The 17,423-nt window shown below is 57.6% G+C and carries 14 protein-coding genes and 1 riboswitch; of the genes, 4 read left to right on the top strand and 10 right to left on the bottom strand.

The window, feature by feature from the left end; genetic code table 11:
• Nucleotides 1-11 precede the first annotated feature (11 nt).
• The 6 genes from ABGM91_RS04815 to ABGM91_RS04840 form a co-directional block, all read right to left on the bottom strand.
• Nucleotides 12-530, bottom strand: a complete 519-nt coding sequence (locus ABGM91_RS04815) for a hypothetical protein (protein WP_354834128.1) — start codon at nucleotides 528-530, stop codon at nucleotides 12-14.
• Nucleotides 527-2,188 (bottom strand): hypothetical protein, encoded by a 1,662-nt coding sequence (locus ABGM91_RS04820; protein ID WP_290566173.1) that lies wholly within the window; start codon nucleotides 2,186-2,188, stop codon nucleotides 527-529. The genes ABGM91_RS04815 and ABGM91_RS04820 overlap by 4 nt, the downstream gene beginning before the upstream one ends.
• 367 nt (nucleotides 2,189-2,555) lie before the next feature.
• The gene (locus ABGM91_RS04825) at nucleotides 2,556-4,169 is read right to left on the bottom strand and encodes a TrkA C-terminal domain-containing protein (protein WP_354834131.1); all 1,614 of its coding nucleotides are present in this window, start codon (nucleotides 4,167-4,169) and stop codon (nucleotides 2,556-2,558) included.
• Between the two features lie 11 nt (nucleotides 4,170-4,180).
• Nucleotides 4,181-4,897, bottom strand: a complete 717-nt coding sequence (locus ABGM91_RS04830) for an anaerobic ribonucleoside-triphosphate reductase activating protein (RefSeq protein WP_354834134.1) — start codon at nucleotides 4,895-4,897, stop codon at nucleotides 4,181-4,183.
• A 26-nt stretch (nucleotides 4,898-4,923) separates the two neighbouring features.
• Entirely contained in the window at nucleotides 4,924-5,118 is a 195-nt protein-coding gene (gene nrdD / locus ABGM91_RS04835) for an anaerobic ribonucleoside-triphosphate reductase (RefSeq protein ID WP_215428675.1), read from the bottom strand.
• 49 nt (nucleotides 5,119-5,167) lie between these two features.
• Complete coding sequence (locus tag ABGM91_RS04840; RefSeq protein ID WP_354834137.1) at nucleotides 5,168-7,264, bottom strand: ribonucleoside triphosphate reductase; 2,097 nt, start codon at nucleotides 7,262-7,264, stop codon at nucleotides 5,168-5,170.
• Nucleotides 7,265-7,415: 151 nt separating this feature from the next.
• Nucleotides 7,416-7,601: riboswitch (cobalamin riboswitch) on the bottom strand.
• A gap of 215 nt (nucleotides 7,602-7,816) precedes the next feature.
• On the opposite strand from ABGM91_RS04840, the gene ABGM91_RS04845 reads away from it, so the two are divergent.
• Nucleotides 7,817-10,051, top strand: a complete 2,235-nt coding sequence (locus ABGM91_RS04845; protein WP_354834140.1) for a glycoside hydrolase family 88 protein — start codon at nucleotides 7,817-7,819, stop codon at nucleotides 10,049-10,051.
• A gap of 66 nt (nucleotides 10,052-10,117) precedes the next feature.
• Here ABGM91_RS04845 and ABGM91_RS04850 read toward each other — a convergent pair whose 3' ends face one another.
• Nucleotides 10,118-11,842 (bottom strand): phosphoethanolamine transferase, encoded by a 1,725-nt coding sequence (locus ABGM91_RS04850; RefSeq protein WP_354834143.1) that lies wholly within the window; start codon nucleotides 11,840-11,842, stop codon nucleotides 10,118-10,120.
• Nucleotides 11,843-12,022: 180 nt separating this feature from the next.
• Between ABGM91_RS04850 and ABGM91_RS04855 the strand changes: the two genes are divergently transcribed.
• The gene (locus tag ABGM91_RS04855) at nucleotides 12,023-12,373 is read left to right on the top strand and encodes a hypothetical protein (RefSeq protein WP_354834146.1); all 351 of its coding nucleotides are present in this window, start codon (nucleotides 12,023-12,025) and stop codon (nucleotides 12,371-12,373) included.
• Between the two features lie 40 nt (nucleotides 12,374-12,413).
• Nucleotides 12,414-12,842, top strand: a complete 429-nt coding sequence (locus tag ABGM91_RS04860) for a hypothetical protein (protein WP_354834149.1) — start codon at nucleotides 12,414-12,416, stop codon at nucleotides 12,840-12,842.
• A 118-nt stretch (nucleotides 12,843-12,960) separates the two neighbouring features.
• Here the strand turns inward: ABGM91_RS04860 and ABGM91_RS04865 are convergent, their stop codons facing one another.
• Nucleotides 12,961-13,509: a ferritin family protein gene (locus ABGM91_RS04865; RefSeq protein WP_215428643.1), complete on the bottom strand. Its 549-nt coding sequence runs from the start codon at nucleotides 13,507-13,509 to the stop codon at nucleotides 12,961-12,963.
• A 205-nt stretch (nucleotides 13,510-13,714) separates the two neighbouring features.
• Here ABGM91_RS04865 and ABGM91_RS04870 point away from each other — a divergent pair, with 205 nt between their 5' ends.
• Entirely contained in the window at nucleotides 13,715-14,221 is a 507-nt protein-coding gene (locus tag ABGM91_RS04870) for a hypothetical protein (protein WP_290566164.1), read from the top strand.
• A 205-nt stretch (nucleotides 14,222-14,426) separates the two neighbouring features.
• On the opposite strand, the gene ABGM91_RS04875 is transcribed toward ABGM91_RS04870, so the two are convergent.
• Nucleotides 14,427-15,575, bottom strand: a complete 1,149-nt coding sequence (locus ABGM91_RS04875) for a M42 family metallopeptidase (protein WP_354834153.1) — start codon at nucleotides 15,573-15,575, stop codon at nucleotides 14,427-14,429.
• An 89-nt stretch (nucleotides 15,576-15,664) separates the two neighbouring features.
• Complete coding sequence (locus tag ABGM91_RS04880) at nucleotides 15,665-17,287, bottom strand: beta-N-acetylhexosaminidase (protein ID WP_354834156.1); 1,623 nt, start codon at nucleotides 17,285-17,287, stop codon at nucleotides 15,665-15,667.
• Nucleotides 17,288-17,423: the final 136 nt, after the last annotated feature.

Consider the following 17,423-nt stretch of genomic DNA (forward strand, 5'->3'; position numbering starts at 1 on the left):
ATTCTATTGATTTACTGGTGGTTTTTGCAATCTTCCTTCAATTGTTTTTCTAATTGCCTTCTAATCTGTTGCTTTCCTTCTCTGATAACACCAGGAATGTCTTTTGCTTGGTGGTAGTCCACTCCGTTCCGCATGATATTATTCTTCTGAGCGATTTGCCATGATCCAATTAGTTTCTTTTGATGAGTGAATCGATAGAGATAAATGATATGCACATTCCGGAATACCTTATCAGTTTTCATTGCCTCAGACAATTTGAGTATTCCACTAGCATTCCCGATAGCATCGTAGATTACTTTTTCTAATACTTTTGCTGCAATTCCATCTAATGTATTTCCCAGTGTATCCAATGTTGCCGTCGAGGCCCCATTAGAAGTCATATAAGGGAAAAATTTTATCTCATAGTCACAGTCTTTTGCTTGGACGGGCAGAGAGGTAAACGAGCCAATGACTACTGCTATAATGTATGTGAGTAGTCTTACTATTGATTTCTTTCTCATGTCAATTTTTTTCGTGGTGTTGGAGTTCATTTCGTCGGAATGAAATTCTTTTTAATAAATTCTTCTCCCTCCCGGGTTAATTTCCCATCATTCCAGGTATCTAGCAGGCTTTGGTAGGCCTCTACGTAGCGCCGTTTCGTCTGTTCTTTCCCTTCTAAGGCAATGATTGCATCTTGTAGCATCTGGACAGAGTATTTTTTCATTTTGGGTGTCCATACGGCGTGTTTTGCTTTTTGGGCCCATATGGACAAATGTTTCCCGGTGAAGCCTGGCTTGTATTCAGCTATACATTTGATTTCAAGACAGTTTGTAATGAGTCTATTCCAAGCCAGACGGTTGAAGAGTTCTTCCCCGTGAGGGGTACAATCCGGTCCGAGCACGCAAGAGTAAAGTTCATAGGGATTAACTCTGTTTTCTCGGATATTCAACACTTTGCTTGCCACATGCCAAATGAGGTTGTGTTCGTTGGGTATGGTTTGAGCCAGCTCTTTGAGGTAGATGAGTTTTTGTCGATCATTCGCGTTTTTGGCCTTGAAGTTCAAATAACGCAGCCACGCAGGATAGTTGAAGGGATTGAATTTCCGCGCTTCCCGCAATAGCAGATCCGCATGCTCCGGTTTCTGTGTGCAGAAGGACAGATAATACGTTAAAGTCGATTCTTTCGCATTGGGATGATGAATGAATGAATCGTAAGCTGGCACCAGTTGAATGGGACCTTTCCATGGAATTTGGGGCCCTCCATTGGCCCAGTTCCATCCGCCGATGTTATTGCCGATTTGCCAGTGGCCGTTGGGATGTTTCCACACGAAGGCGCAGTGCCCTGGTTGCCCAATCGGATAAGCGGGAACTCCTTTGGAGCGCAAGAATCCCGCCGCGCCTTTGGAAACAGCGCCGCATACGCCGCCATATTCAGTATAAAGTTTCAGGGTGATGGGCTTGTGGTCGTAAAAAGCGGCCCCAGCATGAACGCTGACACCTTTATCATTCTTTTTACGGTAGGGAATGAAGCCGGTGAATCTGCTTCCGGCTTTCTCCGGTTTGATTTTTTTCCCCTCAATGAATTGCTGTGCCCATGCGAGGTCTTCAAGGCTTTCTTTACCCCGGAATACAATGGCCCATTCCCAGGGTTGCAAGCTGTCTGCTTGTGGATAGCATCTGGCGTGGTGATGGGAATCCCGGTAGAAATTGAATTTGGCGATGCATTCCTCGGGAGAGAAGGTGTTCGCAACAAGGGCGGCTCCAAGCGCCATGCTGAGTTCAACAGAATTGAGCTTTTGATCCCTAGTATTCCAGATTTGGTAAAAAACGGAAAGGGTATTTTTGCTGGCAGGACCGGATTGGGCGAGCATTTCAAACACTTCCGGATGGCTGGAAAGCCATTCCCTGAAGTCCTGATCCTTGAGTTCCTTCTGGGTAAACGGCTTGCCATCTTCAGCAGTATTAAAAAATTGGTGCAGGTAGCACAGTGACGCTACTTGTGGAGAATGAATCAGTTCTCGTATTTTTTCAATAGTAAGCGGACCGGAGTCAAGCCGGTTGCGCAGGGCTTCCCGGGCTTTACCGGCAATGAAGGAGGAGCGTCCCTCAGAAAGTAGTGTCTGTATGTCTGATCCAGATGAAGCCAGCGCGGCAGGGCTCTCTGGCAACATAAGTATACTGAAGAGGAAAATCCAGAGGATATTCTTCATAAGGTACTCAGGGTAGGTTGAAAGGGTAAATATACGCTAGAGAAAATTGATAGAATGTCAATAAAAAGATGTATTTTTTGATTATGAAAAATAATCGTATGTTTTACTTATATACCGTAATAATGGTGATACAAATATTGTAAATTATTGATAATGAAAAGTTTTTTCTGTATTAAAAGAACAACAAATTAAGATAATTGGTCTTGAGAGGAATTAGACTGCTGGAACCGGACCTGGGATTATTTCGTTTCTACCCTCTCCGGAGGATTTATGAAAAAGGGGTTCCATTCGGGAAAAGAATGGAACCCCTTGGTGAGGTGGTAAAGTAGAGAAGATTGTTTTTTGGGCCGGATTGTTTCCGCCCTTGTTAAATACCCACCACGCCGCCAATGGTCTGGATGATGACCTTGGCGATGATGGTCATCAGGATGAGGGCCACGGGGTAGGCGGTGGCGTAGCTGACCACGGGAGCCTGGGAGTCCGTCTTGCTGGCGATGGCGCCCAGGGCCGGGGTGGAGGTCATGCCGCCGCAGATGCCGCCCAGGCATTCCAGGATGTTCATCTTGAAGACCTTCATGCCCACGAAGTACCCGGCGAACATGCCGGAGCACGTGACGATGACGCCCATGATGAAGACCGCCGCGCCGTGTGTGGCTACGGTGGTGACCAGGTCTGCGCCGCCCTTGATGCCGGCGTCCGCCAGGAAGAAGACCAGACCCAGATCCTGTAAAAGAAGGCGGGTGGGCCGCGGGATGTAGCCCACGATGGGCCCCAGGCGGCCGAAGTGGCCCAGCAGCAGGGCCACGATCAGCGGACCGCCGGCAATCCCCAGGGAGATGCCCAGGCCGTTGCCCAGGCTGAAGTTGACCAGCCCCAGAATGATGCCGAGCGAGAGGCCGAACCCGAGGGAAAGAAGGTCCGTCTGGTTCATGTCCTGGCTGCGGTGGCCTATTTTGTCCCCGTACTTGGTGAGGTTTTCCGGAGAACCCACCACGGTCAGCACGTCATTGCGCTCCAGCGTGGTGTCCCCGGTGGGGACGAAGGTGAAGCCCAGGCGGGAGATGCGGGAGATGATCACGCCGTCCGTACGCAGGGTTTTCAGGTCGCGGAGCTTGCGCCCGGCGTAGTTCTTGTTGGTCAGGATCAGCTTGCGGCGCTCCTTCTGGGAGTCCATGGGGTAGGGGTTGTCACATACTTCCCCCAGGAAGGCGGCGTCGTGCGGCATCGTATCACTGTTGCCCACAATGAGGACTTCCGTTCCTTCCCGGAACGTGTCTTCCGGCGTCAGGGGCATCAGCCTGTCGTTGCGCACCACGCGGGTGACCATGCAGTGCAGGCCGTCCAGCAGCTTGCAGTCCGCAATGTTCTGGCCGATCAGGTTGGGCTGCGTGACGCGGACCAGGCGGGAGATGATGCTGGCCTCCTGCTTGGAGTGCATGGCCTTGGCTTCCTTGTTCAGGTCAAAGTGCAGCAGGCGCGGCAGAAGCTGGACGAACAGGACCACGCCCACCACGCCGAACGGGTAGGCGATGCCGTAGCCGATGCTGACGCCGCTGCCGGAGGCTCCCGGCAGGCTTTCCGTGGCCGCCGCCAGCGCCGGGGTGCTGGTGCACGCTCCGGCGAAGATGCCGGAGGAGATTCCCGCGGGCACCTCGAACCAGATGCCGAACAGGCAGGTGAAGAGGGCGGAAACGCCTACAATGACCACGGACATGACTGCCAGCTTGCTGCCCTGCTTGGCGATGGCGGAGAAGAAGCGGTTGCCCGCGCTCAGGCCCACGCAGTAAACGAAAAGCGCCAGGCCCAGCTGCCCTACGCCGTTGGGGATGGCCAGACGGTAGTGCCCGGCGGCCAGGGCGACGAAGAGCACGCCGGAGAGGCCGAGGTTCAGGCCGTATATTTTAATGCTGCCAAGGGCGATGCCGAAGAAGATGATTCCGAAGAGAACCAGGGTGTTGTGATTGAGCAGGATGTCGAACATGGTCGGCTGGGTCAGTCTTCTCCCGGGACGAACTCAAAATTGCGGAAACGGACGGGGATGGAGGCGGCCTCCAGCCGGGTCCGGTCAAACAACCGGCTTGGCGCGGGAAGAGAGTTGAGTGTTTGTTGGGTCAGGTAGAAATTTTGCACGAAGTAGTTGCCCCCATACCCGCGCTTTGTCAAGTCACGTATGATGTTGTTGACGTGATCTTCCGTCAATAAATCGGGATGGACGGTGGTTCTGACTTCAAAAGCGGTTCCGGAGGCGATCAGGTAGTCCAGCGTTTCAGAAAAGGAGGGGAAGAGGTCCGGCCTTCCGGTGACGGCGCCGTACTGTTCCGGGGGTGCCTTGTAGTCCAGGGCAATGTAGTCGCAAAGCCCCTCTTCCACCAGCGTTTTCACCACGCCGGGCCTGGTGCCGTTGGTGTCTATTTTAATCGCGAAGCCTAGCTGCCGTATCTCGCGGCAGATGGGGATAAGGTCGGGACACAGCGTGCATTCGCCGCCGGACAGGACTACCCCGTCCAGAAATCCCACCCGATCTCTGAGGAAATCAAGGTAGTCCGTCCGGTCTCCGGCAGGAGAGCCCGTTCCTCTGACCAGGGAGACGTTGTAACAGTACTGACAAAACAAGTTACAGCCTCTCAGCCAGAAGATGCAGGCCACCTTGTCCGGAAAATCCAGCAAGGTGAGCGGCGTGATGTCCGCTATGCCCCGGCCCGTTCCCATTGACTTCGCATATGTTATTGGGAAAATTACCGAGGCTGTTCCGTCCGGGCGGAGCAGGGGCAGGGACGGCCCGGTTCCACAAAGTGGACGCGGTCATGGAACTCGCCCTGTTTGCCGGCGTTGAAGGTTTCCACAGGGCGGTGATAGCCCATGACGCGCGTGTAAACGGTGCAGCGGGTCCGGTCCTGTGCGTATTTGCTTAATATTTCCTGTTTGGTCATTGTCGTATTAATGGTTGGGTTTTGAAACGAGGCGGTCGGTTGAAAAGGGTTATTCATGCCTGTGAATGTGGAGCAGCTCTTCATCGCAGAAGGGGCAGTACTGGTGTTCCCCGCGCAGGTAGCCGTGCTTCTCGCAGACGGAGAAGAGCGGAGTGACGGTCAGGTACGGCATGCGGAAGCGGGTCAGCACCTTGCGGACGATGTTCCGGCAGGCTTCCGGGGAGCTGATGGCTTCATTCATGTACATGTGGAAGACGGTTCCCCCCGTATAGCAGCACTGGAGTTCGTCCTGGAGCTGGAGCGCCCGGAACAGGTCGCTCGTATGGTCCACGGGAAGCTGGGAGCTGTTCGTGTAGTAGCGCTGCCCCACGGGCCCCGCCTGGAGGATGTCCGGGTAGCGTTTCTGGTCCTCGCGGGCGAAGCGGTGCGTGGTGCCTTCCGCGGGCGTGGCTTCCAGGTTGTACAGGTTGCCCGTTTCCTCCTGGTACTCCTGCATGCGCAGGCGGATGAATTCCAGGATTTCTTCCGCAAAGGCCCTGCCTTGTTCGGAGGTGATGTCCATCGTGTCGTTGGAGAAGTTGCGCAGCAGCTCGTTCATGCCGTTGACTCCGATGGTGGAGAAGTGGTTGCGGAAGGTGGGCAGGTAGCGCCTGGTGTAGGGGTACAGGCCGCGGTCATACATCTCCTGCACGAAGGCCCTTTTCTTTTCCAGGCAGGATTTGGCCAGGTCCAGCAGTTCCCCCAGCCGGGCGAACAGGGCTTCCCGGTTCTGCTTGAAGAGGTAGCCCAGCCGGGCCAGGTTGATGGTCACCACGCCTATGGAACCGGTCATTTCCGCGGAGCCGAAGAGGCCGCCGCCGCGTTTGAGCAGCTCCCGCAGGTCCAGTTGCAGGCGGCAGCACATGGAGCGCACCGCGTCCGGCTTGTAGGCCCGTTCGTCCGGCACGCGTTCCCCGTTTTCATTCACGGTGTACTGGCTGCCGATGAAGTTCTGGAAGTAGGAGGAGCCGATCTTGGCGGCGTTTTCAAACAGGAGGGGCACGTTTTCCCCCTCCCAGTCAAAGTCTTCCGTGATGTTGACGGTGGGGATGGGGAAGGTGAAGGGCTGTCCCGTGCTGTCCCCTTCCGTGAGCACCTCGTAAAAGGCCTTGTTGATCAGGTTCATTTCCTTCTGGAAGTGCTTGTAGGTCAGTTCCGTCAGCTTGTCCGCGCCGCGTTCCCGCGCCAGGGCCAGAAGGTCCGGGTCCTCCATCCCTTCAAAGAGGTGCTCCCCGCCGCTGAAGGGGGCCTGGTCCCGCAGGTCGCGCGGCACGGTCCAGTCAATCGTGACGTTGGTGAAGGGGGACTGCCCCCAGCGGGAGGGCACGTTCAGGTTGTAGACAAAGCTGCGGATGTCCTTCTTGATGCGCGTGAAGTCCGCCTGGTCCTTGAAGGCGTAGGGCGCCAGAAAGGTGTCAAAGGAGCTGAACGCCTGAGCGCCCGCCCATTCGCTTTGCAGAATGCCCAGGAAGTTGGCCATCTGGCCCAGGGCTTCCCGGAAGTGGCGCGGGGGGCGGCTGTTCACGCGGCTGCGCACGCCGTTGAATCCCTCATTGAGCAGGTTGCGGAGGCTCCACCCGGCGCAATACCCGGTCAGGCAGTCCAGGTCATGGATGTGGTAGTCCCCTTCACGGTGGGCGGCGCCTTCCCGGGCGGAGTAAACCTGGTCCAGCCAGTAGTTGGCGATCACCTTGCCCGCCGTGTTGTTAATCAGCCCGGCGTTGGAATACGTGGTGTTGGAGTTGGCGGCGATGCGCCAGTCGCTCTGGCCGATGTATTCTTCCACCGTCTGCTTGCAGTCCACGTACGTGTTGCCGGAATACAGGCCGCCGAGCTGTTCGCGCTGCATTTTGTGCAGGAAGCGGTAGGTGATGAAGGTTTTGGCCGTGTCAAAGTATCCGCACCGGAACAGGGCGCGTTCAATCATGTCCTGGATTTCTTCCACGTGCGCGCTGTCCTGGTGGGTCAGCTTGGCCTCCACTTCCTCATAAATGGAACGGTTGTAGGCGGTTCCGGAGCTGTGGAAGGCGTTTTTGATGGCCTCCTCAATTTTATAGCCCTGGTATTGTTCCTTTTTTCCGGAACGTTTGATGATGCTTGTTGCCATGGTGGATGTCTCGCTTGGAAGGGATAATGACCGCTCATCCGCGAGCCTGGGCAAAAGCCTGGAAAAATCATAGGCAGGGGCCGCCGCATGCGTGCATTTTTAACAAGGGGCACGATGAGGACCTGTGCGTATGTTCATCCTGTCCGCGGGATGGGATACGGGGGCATCAGGTCGTCTTCTGGCTTCCGGTGCGACATGTGATGGGGACTTCCCGGCTGCCTGGGCAGTCAGTGTCCGGTCCATCGTCTACCGGTTACAGCGGCGCGTCCGCGACGGATTTTCACCGTCTTCCGTTACCTGCGCTGAAACGCAATGAACCACAGAAAGGAACTTCCCGCAAGGAAAATGTATAAATGATGTATTAAATATTTGTTAGTATACATCATGTTGTATATGCCGGGTGCGGAATGATTGATAACGCGGCATTCCTTTCCGTCATGGCACCATATGTGCCCTTGCCTCCTTTCCCGGTCCGGAGGAAAGCGGATAGAATGAAAAGAAGAATCATCCCTTGCGGAGAAATTTCCGTACGGCTTTTTCCGTATCAATAAAATGCGTTTCTTTTTCTCTACAAAAAGCGGATGGCGGAAATCCTTCCTGATGCTGGTTCTTCCCCTTCTCTCTGCGGGGAATCCTGCTTCCGGCGCTTCTGCGGACTGGAATGAAAAGACCATCCGGGACAATCTCCAACTGGTGGCGGAATGGCAGGCGGAGCATCCCAAAAAGCGCTCGCCGCTGCATTGGACCTACGGGGCTTTTTATTCCGGCATGGTGCAGTACGGCCTGTCCGTTCCGGAAGGGCCGGGATTGCCGCTGCTGAGGAAAGCGGGGAAGGAACAGGAATGGAAAACCCTGAAACGGCATTACCATGCGGACGATCACGCCGTGGGGCATGCCTGGATGGAAATGGCGATGGAAGACGGCAATCCCGCTGCGGCGGAAAAGATACGCGCCGTGCTGGACAAGGTAATGAACCGGCCTTCCTCCGCCTCCCTCCAGTTCCAGACACCCCGGTGCCAGGACCGCTGGAGCTGGTCGGACGCCCTGTTCATGTCCCCTCCGGTATTCGTGAAGCTGGCGGCCTATACCGGGGACCGCCGTTATCTGGAATTCATGGACAAGGAATACAAGCTCACCTGCGACTATCTTTTTGACCGGAAGGAAGGACTGTTTTTCCGGGATTCCCGTTACTTCACCATTCCGGCGGGCAATGGGAAAAAGATGTTCTGGAGCCGGGGCAACGGCTGGGTGATTGCCGGACTGCCGCTTATTCTTCAGGACATGCCCGCGGACTGGCCCACCCGTCCCTTTTACGTGGACCTGCTCAAGCGCCTGGCGGCGTCCCTGAAAAAATGCCAGTCGCCCGACGGTTCCTGGCACGCCAGCCTGCTGGATCCGGAAGAGCCGCCCCTGAAGGAGATGAGCGGCACCCTGTTTATCGTGTACGGGATGCTGTGGGGAGTGAACCAGGGGTATCTGGACGCGAAGGAATACCTTCCCGTCATCCGCAGGGCCTGGAAGGCCGCCTGTGATTCCGTCAACGCGGAAGGCGCGCTGGGCTGGGTGCAGCCCATTGCGGACAAGCCGGGGCATTATTCCGGGGAGGATACGGAAGTGTACGGCGCGGGCGCTTACCTGATGGCCGGCACCGAGCTGCGCAAGTACGTCATTGGCCGGGACCATCCGCAGAAAAAGACCGTGACCGTCACGAATCCCCTGAACATGTTCAGGCCCGGAGAAACCGTGGCGGTTCCGCTGCCGCCAGGAGCTGCCGGGGATGCGGCGTCCCTGCGCGTCTTTGACGTGCGCCACGGGCGGGTGATTCCTCACCAGGCGGTGGATACGGATGGAGACGGCAGGAAGGATACCCTCCTGTTCCAGGGCAATTTCCGGCCCGGAACAGCCCGTGATTTCTGGATTCTGGACCGTTCCTCCCTGAAGGCGGCCCCTTCCGCGGACGTTTGTTTCAGCCGCCCTGTGCCGGAGCGCCTGGATGATTTTGCGTGGGAAAACGACCTTACGGCGCACCGGATTTACGGCCCGGCCGTTGCCAGACCCGCCCCGGCGGGGGAAGGGCTGGTTTCCAGCGGAACGGATGTGTGGAGCAAGCGTGCGGGAGTTCCCGTCATCAATGAATTTTACAAGAAGGGAGATTACCATCGGGACCACGGCAGCGGCCTGGACATGTATAACGTGGGACCGGGCCGCGGCTGCGGAGGCATTGCCGTGTTCAGGGATGGGAAACCGCATGCGTCCGGCAACTGGGCCAGCGCCCGCACCCTGTACAACGGTCCGGTCCAGACCGCCTTTGAGGTGGTTTATGCGCCGTGGAACATTGGCGGCGGCGTGCGCGTGGCGGAGAAGCGGAGAGTGACCCTGGATGCGGGAAGCCGTTTTTCCAAAGTCCGCAGCACCCTGTCCATTCAGGGAGCTGAAACGGTGAAGGCGGGTGTGGGAATGGATACCGGAAAGGGCAGGAACAATTATGAAACGGTGGCGGCGGACCGGAAGAACGGAGGGCTGATTACTGCGTGGAGCAGCCCCCGGAAGAATGACGGGCGCTTTGGAACCGCGGTGATCGTACCGTGGCTTCCGGAAGGCCGGGCAGTGGAGTCGGAGGGGTGCACCTACTGGACCCGGGAGATCGGGAACGGAAAGGCTTTTGACTGGTACATGGGAGCCGTCTGGGACAAGGCCTCACCGGTTAAATCCGCCGCGGACTGGGAAGCGGAAGCGCGCCGTGTCCGCGAGTGCATCGGGAATCCCCTCCGGGTGAAGGTGCGGTAGGATATCCGGCCGTTTGGCGCCCCGGGCGGATGGGCGCTGTGCAAGCCTTCTCCGCCCTTTTCTCTTTTACCGGGGCGGCTGTTGCTGCGCGGGTGCGGCCAGCCACTCCGCCAGCATTTCCGGCTGGAGGGGCGCTGGGGTTTCCCGGGCGTCCGGAGAGGCCAGGTTCAGGCCGTCCCTGACGACTTCCGAGCGGATGGAAGCCAGGGAAAGAAGAGTGTGGAAAATGTGGTCGTGGGAAACGGCTTTCAGGCGGTTGGCCTTCAGGGCGCGCACCATGTCCGGATAGCGCGAGGCGAAGGCGTCGGAATACCAGACGAACATCGCGGGGCGGTAAACCGGAGGCAGTACGTGCCCTTGGAACATTTTTCCCTCTTCCCCCAGGGCTACCCCGTGGTCGGAACAGTAAAAATAAATGGCAGGCCTGTCTTTCAACTGCGCAATCATGCGGTGGACGGACGCGTCCAGGTCCACGATGGAATTATCGTACGCGTTGACGGTTTCTTCCAGATGGGCCTTGGGGTCATCCATGTTGCAGGAGGCCGGAGTAAAGCGCCCGGCCTGCTCCGGATAACTGAACGCCATGTGGCTGCCGTTGTTGTAAATGACGTAAAACTGCTTGTCCCGTCCATGCTGTTTCAGGGATTCCTCCAGCACCAGGGAGGTGCGTTCCTGCATCATTCCGGGCGTCTGGTGCAGGGGCAGCGTCTGTTTCCGTTCCCGGCAGTTCCGGGTCAGGATGCCCAGGGAATAATCATGGATGGAGTCTCCGCACAGGTCCATGATCCGGACGGTGCGGAAGCCGTGCTTGTTGAACAGGTCAATGAAGGAGGAATGGCCGGGACGGCGGCGGGACAGTTCCGCATCCGTAAACATGCCGATGGCGGAAATCCGGGTCACGATGCCGAAGGAGGTGGCGTGGGGGAAGGAAACCACGTTGGGTTCCCGGGAAAGCAGAGGCATCGTGTTCCGGTGGTAGCCGTTGAGGGAAAGATGGTCCGCGCGCACGCTCTCGCCCATGTGGAATACCACGGCAAGATCGTCCGGCGCGTCGCACCCGGAAAGGGGTTCCGCGCAGGACGGCAGGTTCCGGAGCTCATTAAAGCTGCTTGCGTCCTGGGTGATGTATTCGTCCGCCAGCTTGTACGCCATCACGAAGTCCACGAGGGGCCAGCCCTTGGCCTTGTCCGAGGTGTAGTAAAGGTAAAGGGGTTCGGAGCTGTAGGAGGTGGCCGGAATGCCCAGCAGCAGAAAAATTCCGTACAGGCCCCAGATGCAGGCCAGCGCGCCCCACGTGGCTTTCTGGCGCAGGGAGCGGCGGCTCCAGTAAATGGCCAGGTAGATGAAACCCGCCAGCAGCAGGGCCCCGGTGACGGTGGCGGCGGTGCAGAAAGCGCAGGCTTCCTGGAAATTGGTCTCCGCCATGCTGGAAAGGACGGAAAGGTTCAGGGTCAGCCCGTACCGCATCTGCATCATGTACAGGCCCGCGTTGAACAGGATGACGGCAGGAAGAACCACGTACGCGGTGAAGCGGTATTTCAGGCAGAGAAGGATAATGCCGCAGAGCAGGGAGGCGGAACAGGCGATGCCCATGCAGCTCATCAGCACACTCTGGCCGTCATTCAGTACATACGGATTCACCACCAGGGCCGCCGCAAGGCCGGCCGCCCACAGGCAGCGCATGCGGCGCGGGAAGAACGCGGCGCGCAGAGCCTGGAACACGGCGGAAAAAACGCCTGGCTGGTCCGCGTACCGTTCTACGGAACGGGTGGGTGCATGGGGAGGGGTCATCGCAAAGAAAGGATAAAGTATTCTTCCTGCTTGAAGGGGGCGCCATTGTAAGGGTTTCACAGTGATGCTCAAGCAGAATATGGAGGGCCTTTTTTCCGGCGTGCTCTTTCTCCGTAAAAGGAAAAGACCTGTTCCCTGTTGTTATTGACAATGACAATTCTGAGGTAGTATAGGGAACCCATGGAAAATCAACCTGTTGGGCGGCAGGGCTCCGATGGCCTCAAGATAGCTTCCGTTGTCTGTGTGATAGTTGCCCTGGCACTGTCATGGATGGCTACCGCTTGCGGCATCGGTTATATTCCCGGAATGGTATTGGGGGAGGCCGGCATGGCATTGGGTGTGGCTTCCGTGGCCTGTGCCGCCATTATCTTATGCAGAAAATTCTTTGCCTTTGGAATCCTGATGATTTTTGTTGGATTGATTGCTGCCGGAGTCGCTGAAAGCGCATGTAATTATATGGTGAACAAGCGTGGCCAAGGTCCTCCCGTGGAATGCCGGAAGCAAATCCGGATACAGCGTGAGGAGGGATGACCGCCGGGAAGCCGTAAAAGGGCAGGCTTCACGGTTATGGTTGACAGAAACGATCCAGGAAGAGTATATGAAACTTATGGATAATCAATCCGTTGCGGCACAATGTTCCGGTACTCTCAAAGGCGCGGCCGTCGCTTGCGCCGTGGCAGGCGCTGTTCTGCCATGGCTTGGAGCGCTTTCCAGTACCGGATTAATCCCTGGAATAGCGCTGGGAGTAGCCGGCATTCTGCTGGCGGTGGCTTCCGTGGCCTGTGCCATTGCCGCGTTGTGCAGAAAATCCGTTGTATTCGGCATCGTCATGATTTTTGCGGGACTGGTTGCCTGCGGCATTGCTGAAAGCGGGGCCATGTACTTGATGTTCAAGCATGGGGAAGAGCCCCCAATGAAATGTTCAAAACAGGTTGGGGAGGGAATCAGCGTAACCTGGAGCCTGGAAAACCAGAAAAGCGGGGAGGAAAAAGACAGGTAGGGTTCTTTCCCGTGGACCGCTTCTGCAAGTGGCAGGGGTTCCGGCTTGTAAAAAACCGCCCGGAATGTTCCGGGCGGTTTTCATGTGCCATGGATGGCCTCCGGTGCTCAGGCGGAGTTTATCCGATGACGAGGAATTTTTCAGCCTTGGTTCCGCAGAGGGGGCAGGCGTCCACGCCTTCCAGGGACTTGAAGGTGTCCCCGCAGACCAGGCAGATCCAGTACTGCCTGGGAAGGGCGCTGGTGTCTCCGTCTTCCAGGGCCTTGAGGGCGGCGGCGTAAAAATCTGCGTGTTCCTTTTCCGCTTCCGTGGCCCACGTGAAGGAACGGACGGCGGCCTTCTGGCCTTCCTCTTCCGCCACGGCGATGAATTCGGGGTACATGCTTTCGAATTCATGGGTTTCCCCGGCAATGGCGGCTTTCAGGTTTTCCGCGGTGGTTCCCACATGAATCTGGATGTCGATAGGGTCCATGGAGGCGCCCAGTTTTTCCAAAACCTTGTTGTGGTTGGCGGCGTGTACGGATTCAGCCTTGGAGGCGGCTTCAAACAGCCGCTGGATAAGGGGCTGCCCTTCCTGGCCCGCTTTGGCGGCATAGGCCGCGTACGTGGCGGAGGCTGTGCTTTCTCCCGTAATGGCGGCTTTCAGGTTTTCTATGGTTTTAGTCATCGGGAATGAATTTATAATAATTCTAAAAAGAAGCAACTGAAAAAATCCTTTTAGAGCAGAAAAAATGCAAATTCCTCTTTCTGCGGCATCACGGGGAGATGTTACACAATGAGTCATTGACGGGTGCAGGATGAACCTGTACAACGGAAACGTTATGAAGAGCATTGTAACAATTAGTTCGGCATGTGCCCTGGCATTTGCAGGTATGGCTTCCGCTCAGGACGCCCCGGCTCCGGCACCCGCCCAGGCCGCTGAAACCCCTGCCGCGCCCGCTGCGCCGGCCGCTGAAGTTTCCAAGGAAGCAAAGGAAGCCGCTGACCAGATGCTGGCTTTGATGAAGGAAATGTCCGCCACGCTCAGCACGGTGAAGGACAAGGCCACCGCAGACGCGGCCGCTGAAAAGATGGCCAAGATCAATGAAAAGGGTGAAGCCCTTTCCAAGAGCGCCCAGAAGGTCCAGGCTGAAATGGATGCCGCCATGCAGGCGCGCCAGGCTGAACTCCTGCCTATTTTCATGGGCATGATGACCGACATGCAGCGTTTGCAGCAGGCTGACTTCTTCGGAAGCCAGGCGCTGAAGGACGCCATGAAGCAGACCGGAGCCTCCGGTCCGGAAGAAGGCGTTGAAGTGGAGGAAGAAGAAGTGGAAGTGGACGCCGTTCCGGCCCCCGCCCCCGCTCCCAAGGAAGCTCCCGCTCCCGCCGCCAAGTAACTTTCTTTTCCAGGATTGATTCTCCTCCGGTATCTTTGGATACCGGAGGATTTTTTATGGGGAGACGCCTTGCCTGAACGGGGCAGGGCCGGGTACGGCGTGCTGGCGGAATGCTTGAAAACGCGGAAAGATGCCCAAAAACAAGGCAGGCCGCCTCCGTTTCCGGGGCGGCCTGCCGGGTGTGATGAATCAATGGTAAGGCGTGTTATTTGGCCTTTTTCTTTTTGGCGGGGGCTTTGGCGGACTTGGCTGCCGTTTTGGATGCCTTGGCAGGTTTTTCCGCGGGGCATTCATTGACGGAGTTCCAGGACCAGTCCCATTTGTCCACGTTCATGGCACAGGCGGTCAGGAGCGCTACGGAAGCGTCCAGGTCATCCTTGTGCGCCATTTCAATGACTTGGTGAACGTTGCGGGTGGGAACGGAGATGGCCCCGGCAATGGAGCCGCCCGGTACGAACTTCTGCATGGCGCCTGCGTCCGTGCCGCCCGCGGGCAGCATTTCCACCTGCCATTTGATTTTGTTGGCGTCCGCCATGGCCTTCATGAACTTCACCATGCGGCGGTCCGCAATCACGGAGCCGTCATACAGCTTGATGGCGGCTCCCGCCCCCAGATGGGAGACCTGGTCGTGGGCCGGGGTGCCGGGAATGTCGCAGGCGATGGTGACGTCCAGCGCGATGGAGAAGTCCGGCTGGATGTCCAGCGTGCCGGCCTGGGCGCCCCTCAGCCCTACTTCCTCCTGGACGGTGAAGGCGGCCACGAAGTTGCAGGAGGGCTTCTTTTTGGAAGCCTTGATGGCGCGGAGGGCTTCAATGAGCACGTAGCACCCGGCCCGGTTGTCCAGGGACTTCACGTTGACGCAGTCCCCCATTTCCACCAGGTCGCGTTCACGGGTGACGGAGTCGCCCACGGAAACGTATTTTTCCACTTCCTCCTTGCTCATGCCCAGGTCAATGAAGAAATCGGTCACTTCCGGCAGCTTGGTGCGTTCCGCGGGAGACATCACATGGATGGGTTTCACGCCCATGACGCCGATGAGGTCCTTCCTGCCGTGGACGATGACGCGCTGGGCCGTCAGCGTCTTGGCGTCAAAACCGCCCAGGGGAAGGAATTTGATGAACCCCTTGTCGTCAATGTGACGGACCATGAAGCCGATTTCATCCATGTGGGCGGCGGCCATCATGGTTTTTTCCGTGTCCTTGCCTTCCACGATGGCAATCACGCTGCCCAGATTGTCCACGCGCACGGCGTCCACCAGCGGGGCCACTTCCTGGATGATAAAATCACGGATTTTGTCTTCAAACCCCGGAGCACCCGGAGTTACGCAAACCTGACGAAGCAGTTCCAAATTCATAATGCCGCCAATGTACTGGTTTTCGTGAAGGTTGGCTAGTCCATAATGCGGCCTCCGGAAGGAGGCCCGGCAGGGCGTTCCTCCCGTTTTTACCGGCGTTCCCGGGTAATGACGGCATCCGGCTGCGCGGGTGCCCCGTTGTCCGGGCGCTTGTAGTTGACGCGCCGGGCGTCCAGGAACGGGAGTTCGCGTTCCATGCGGTTTTTGAAATCCTTCTCGTTCTTCAGTTCCCGCGGCGTCCAGGCCACTTCCGCCAGCGCCAGGGCGCGGGGGAAGACGTGGTATTCCCATTTCGGCAGGTTGGGAATGTATTCCGTCCAGATGTTCGCCTGGCAGCCCAGCACCTGTTTTTCCCGTTCCCTGGGCGTGCCCTGCGGGACGGGTTCCAGGGAGTACACGCGCTGCCAGGCCAGGTTGTCATTGTTGATGGTTTCATATTCCGGGGCGGACGGCTTGCCGGGGCCCTGGTCATAGTCAAAGTACAGATGGCTGTTGGGCGTCATCACCACGTCGTTGCCCTGTTCCAGGGCGTGCCGGGCGCTGTTCGGCATCCAGCTGCGCCAAACCATCATGGTGGCGGTGGGGGAGAGGCCGCCCTCCTGGATTTCATCCCAGCCGATGAGCCTCTTGCCGTGCTTGTTGATCATTTTTTCCACGCGGCGGATGAAATAGCTCTGGAGTTCGTTTTCATTGGCAAGGCCGTTTTCCTTCATGACCTGCTGCGCCGCGGCGGACTGCTTCCACTGGTCCTTGGGCGCTTCATCCCCGCCTATGTGGATGTAGGGACTGTCCGGGAACAGGTGGCACACTTCGTCAATCACGTCTTCCAGAAAGCGGAAGGTCTTTTCCGTGGGGGCGAACGTGTAGGGGTGGATGCCCCAGGTTTCCTGCACTTTGGGAGCAAAGCCCGGAATGTCCGTGTTGCCCAGTTCCGGATACGCAGCGATGGCGGCGGAGGCGTGGCCCGGCAGTTCCACCTCCGGGATGACGGTGATGCCCCGGTCCTTGGCATATTGAACCACCTCCCGGATTTCATCCGCGGTATAATGACCGGAGTAGGGGGTGCCGTCCGGCTTGTTGCGGTTGCCGATGACGGGGGACTGCACGCGGGCTCCGCCGACAGCCGTCAGCCGGGGATACTTGGCAACCGGAAGCCGCCACCCCTGGTCGTCCGTCAGGTGCCAGTGCAGGGTGTTGAATTTGTACCTCTCCATCAGGTCCAGGATCTTTTTAATGTCCCGCACGGGCATCATGTGGCGGCAGCTGTCCATCATCAGGCCCCGCCAGGCAAAGCGGGGCCGGTCCTTCACGTCCATGCTGGGAAGGGCGGGGTCTCCGTTCCCGTCCGTGGCGATGCTCTGCATGAGGCTTTGAAGAGCGTACAGGGCACCGTTCGGGGCTCCGGAGGCAATGGAAATGGAGTCCGGCGTTACGGCAACGCGGTAACCTTCCCTGCCCAGGGCCGCGTCTTCCGTAAAGGCGACGTCCGCGCCGGATTTAACCAGCGAGGTTTTGATGCCGTTATCCTTGAAAATACGTTCCGCCTGGGTGGAGAGGGGCTGCCCCTCCGGCAGTTTGACGCCTTCTTTCAGGGAGAAACCGGGTTCCCCGGTTTTAACCTGCATGGCCGCGGGCAGCGGAATGATGTGGGGCGTTTCCTGAACCGGGGCGGATGCGGCGCCCCAGCAGAACGGAGATAAGCAGAAAGCCATGGCAGGGAAAAGATGTCTGGAAAGCATAGCTTAAGTACGCGGCATTTGCCCCAAAAATTCTTCTCTGTGGCATTTTTTTCCGCCGCGGGAAGAAAAGCCGCCGCATAAAAATAGCGGTTGCCGCGCCCGGGCTCCT

This window comes from Akkermansia muciniphila, from assembly GCF_040616545.1.
Lineage (GTDB): Bacteria > Verrucomicrobiota > Verrucomicrobiia > Verrucomicrobiales > Akkermansiaceae > Akkermansia > Akkermansia muciniphila_E.

Bases quoted from the DNA above. Each gene is read 5' to 3' on its own strand.
- ABGM91_RS04880 (WP_354834156.1), bottom strand. From the start codon at position 17,287: ATGGCTTTCTGCTTATCTCCGTTCTGCTGGGGCGCCGCATCCGCCCCG.
- ABGM91_RS04875 (WP_354834153.1), bottom strand. From the start codon at position 15,575: ATGAATTTGGAACTGCTTCGTCAGGTTTGCGTAACTCCGGGTGCTCCG.
- ABGM91_RS04820 (WP_290566173.1), bottom strand. From the start codon at position 2,188: ATGAAGAATATCCTCTGGATTTTCCTCTTCAGTATACTTATGTTGCCA.
- ABGM91_RS04845 (WP_354834140.1), top strand. From the start codon at position 7,817: ATGCGTTTCTTTTTCTCTACAAAAAGCGGATGGCGGAAATCCTTCCTG.
- ABGM91_RS04830 (WP_354834134.1), bottom strand. From the start codon at position 4,897: ATGGGAACGGGCCGGGGCATAGCGGACATCACGCCGCTCACCTTGCTG.
- ABGM91_RS04865 (WP_215428643.1), bottom strand. From the start codon at position 13,509: ATGACTAAAACCATAGAAAACCTGAAAGCCGCCATTACGGGAGAAAGC.
- ABGM91_RS04825 (WP_354834131.1), bottom strand. From the start codon at position 4,169: ATGTTCGACATCCTGCTCAATCACAACACCCTGGTTCTCTTCGGAATC.
- ABGM91_RS04840 (WP_354834137.1), bottom strand. From the start codon at position 7,264: ATGGCAACAAGCATCATCAAACGTTCCGGAAAAAAGGAACAATACCAG.
- ABGM91_RS04815 (WP_354834128.1), bottom strand. From the start codon at position 530: ATGAACTCCAACACCACGAAAAAAATTGACATGAGAAAGAAATCAATA.
- ABGM91_RS04855 (WP_354834146.1), top strand. From the start codon at position 12,023: ATGGAAAATCAACCTGTTGGGCGGCAGGGCTCCGATGGCCTCAAGATA.
- nrdD (WP_215428675.1), bottom strand. From the start codon at position 5,118: ATGACCAAACAGGAAATATTAAGCAAATACGCACAGGACCGGACCCGC.
- ABGM91_RS04850 (WP_354834143.1), bottom strand. From the start codon at position 11,842: ATGACCCCTCCCCATGCACCCACCCGTTCCGTAGAACGGTACGCGGAC.
- ABGM91_RS04870 (WP_290566164.1), top strand. From the start codon at position 13,715: ATGGCTTCCGCTCAGGACGCCCCGGCTCCGGCACCCGCCCAGGCCGCT.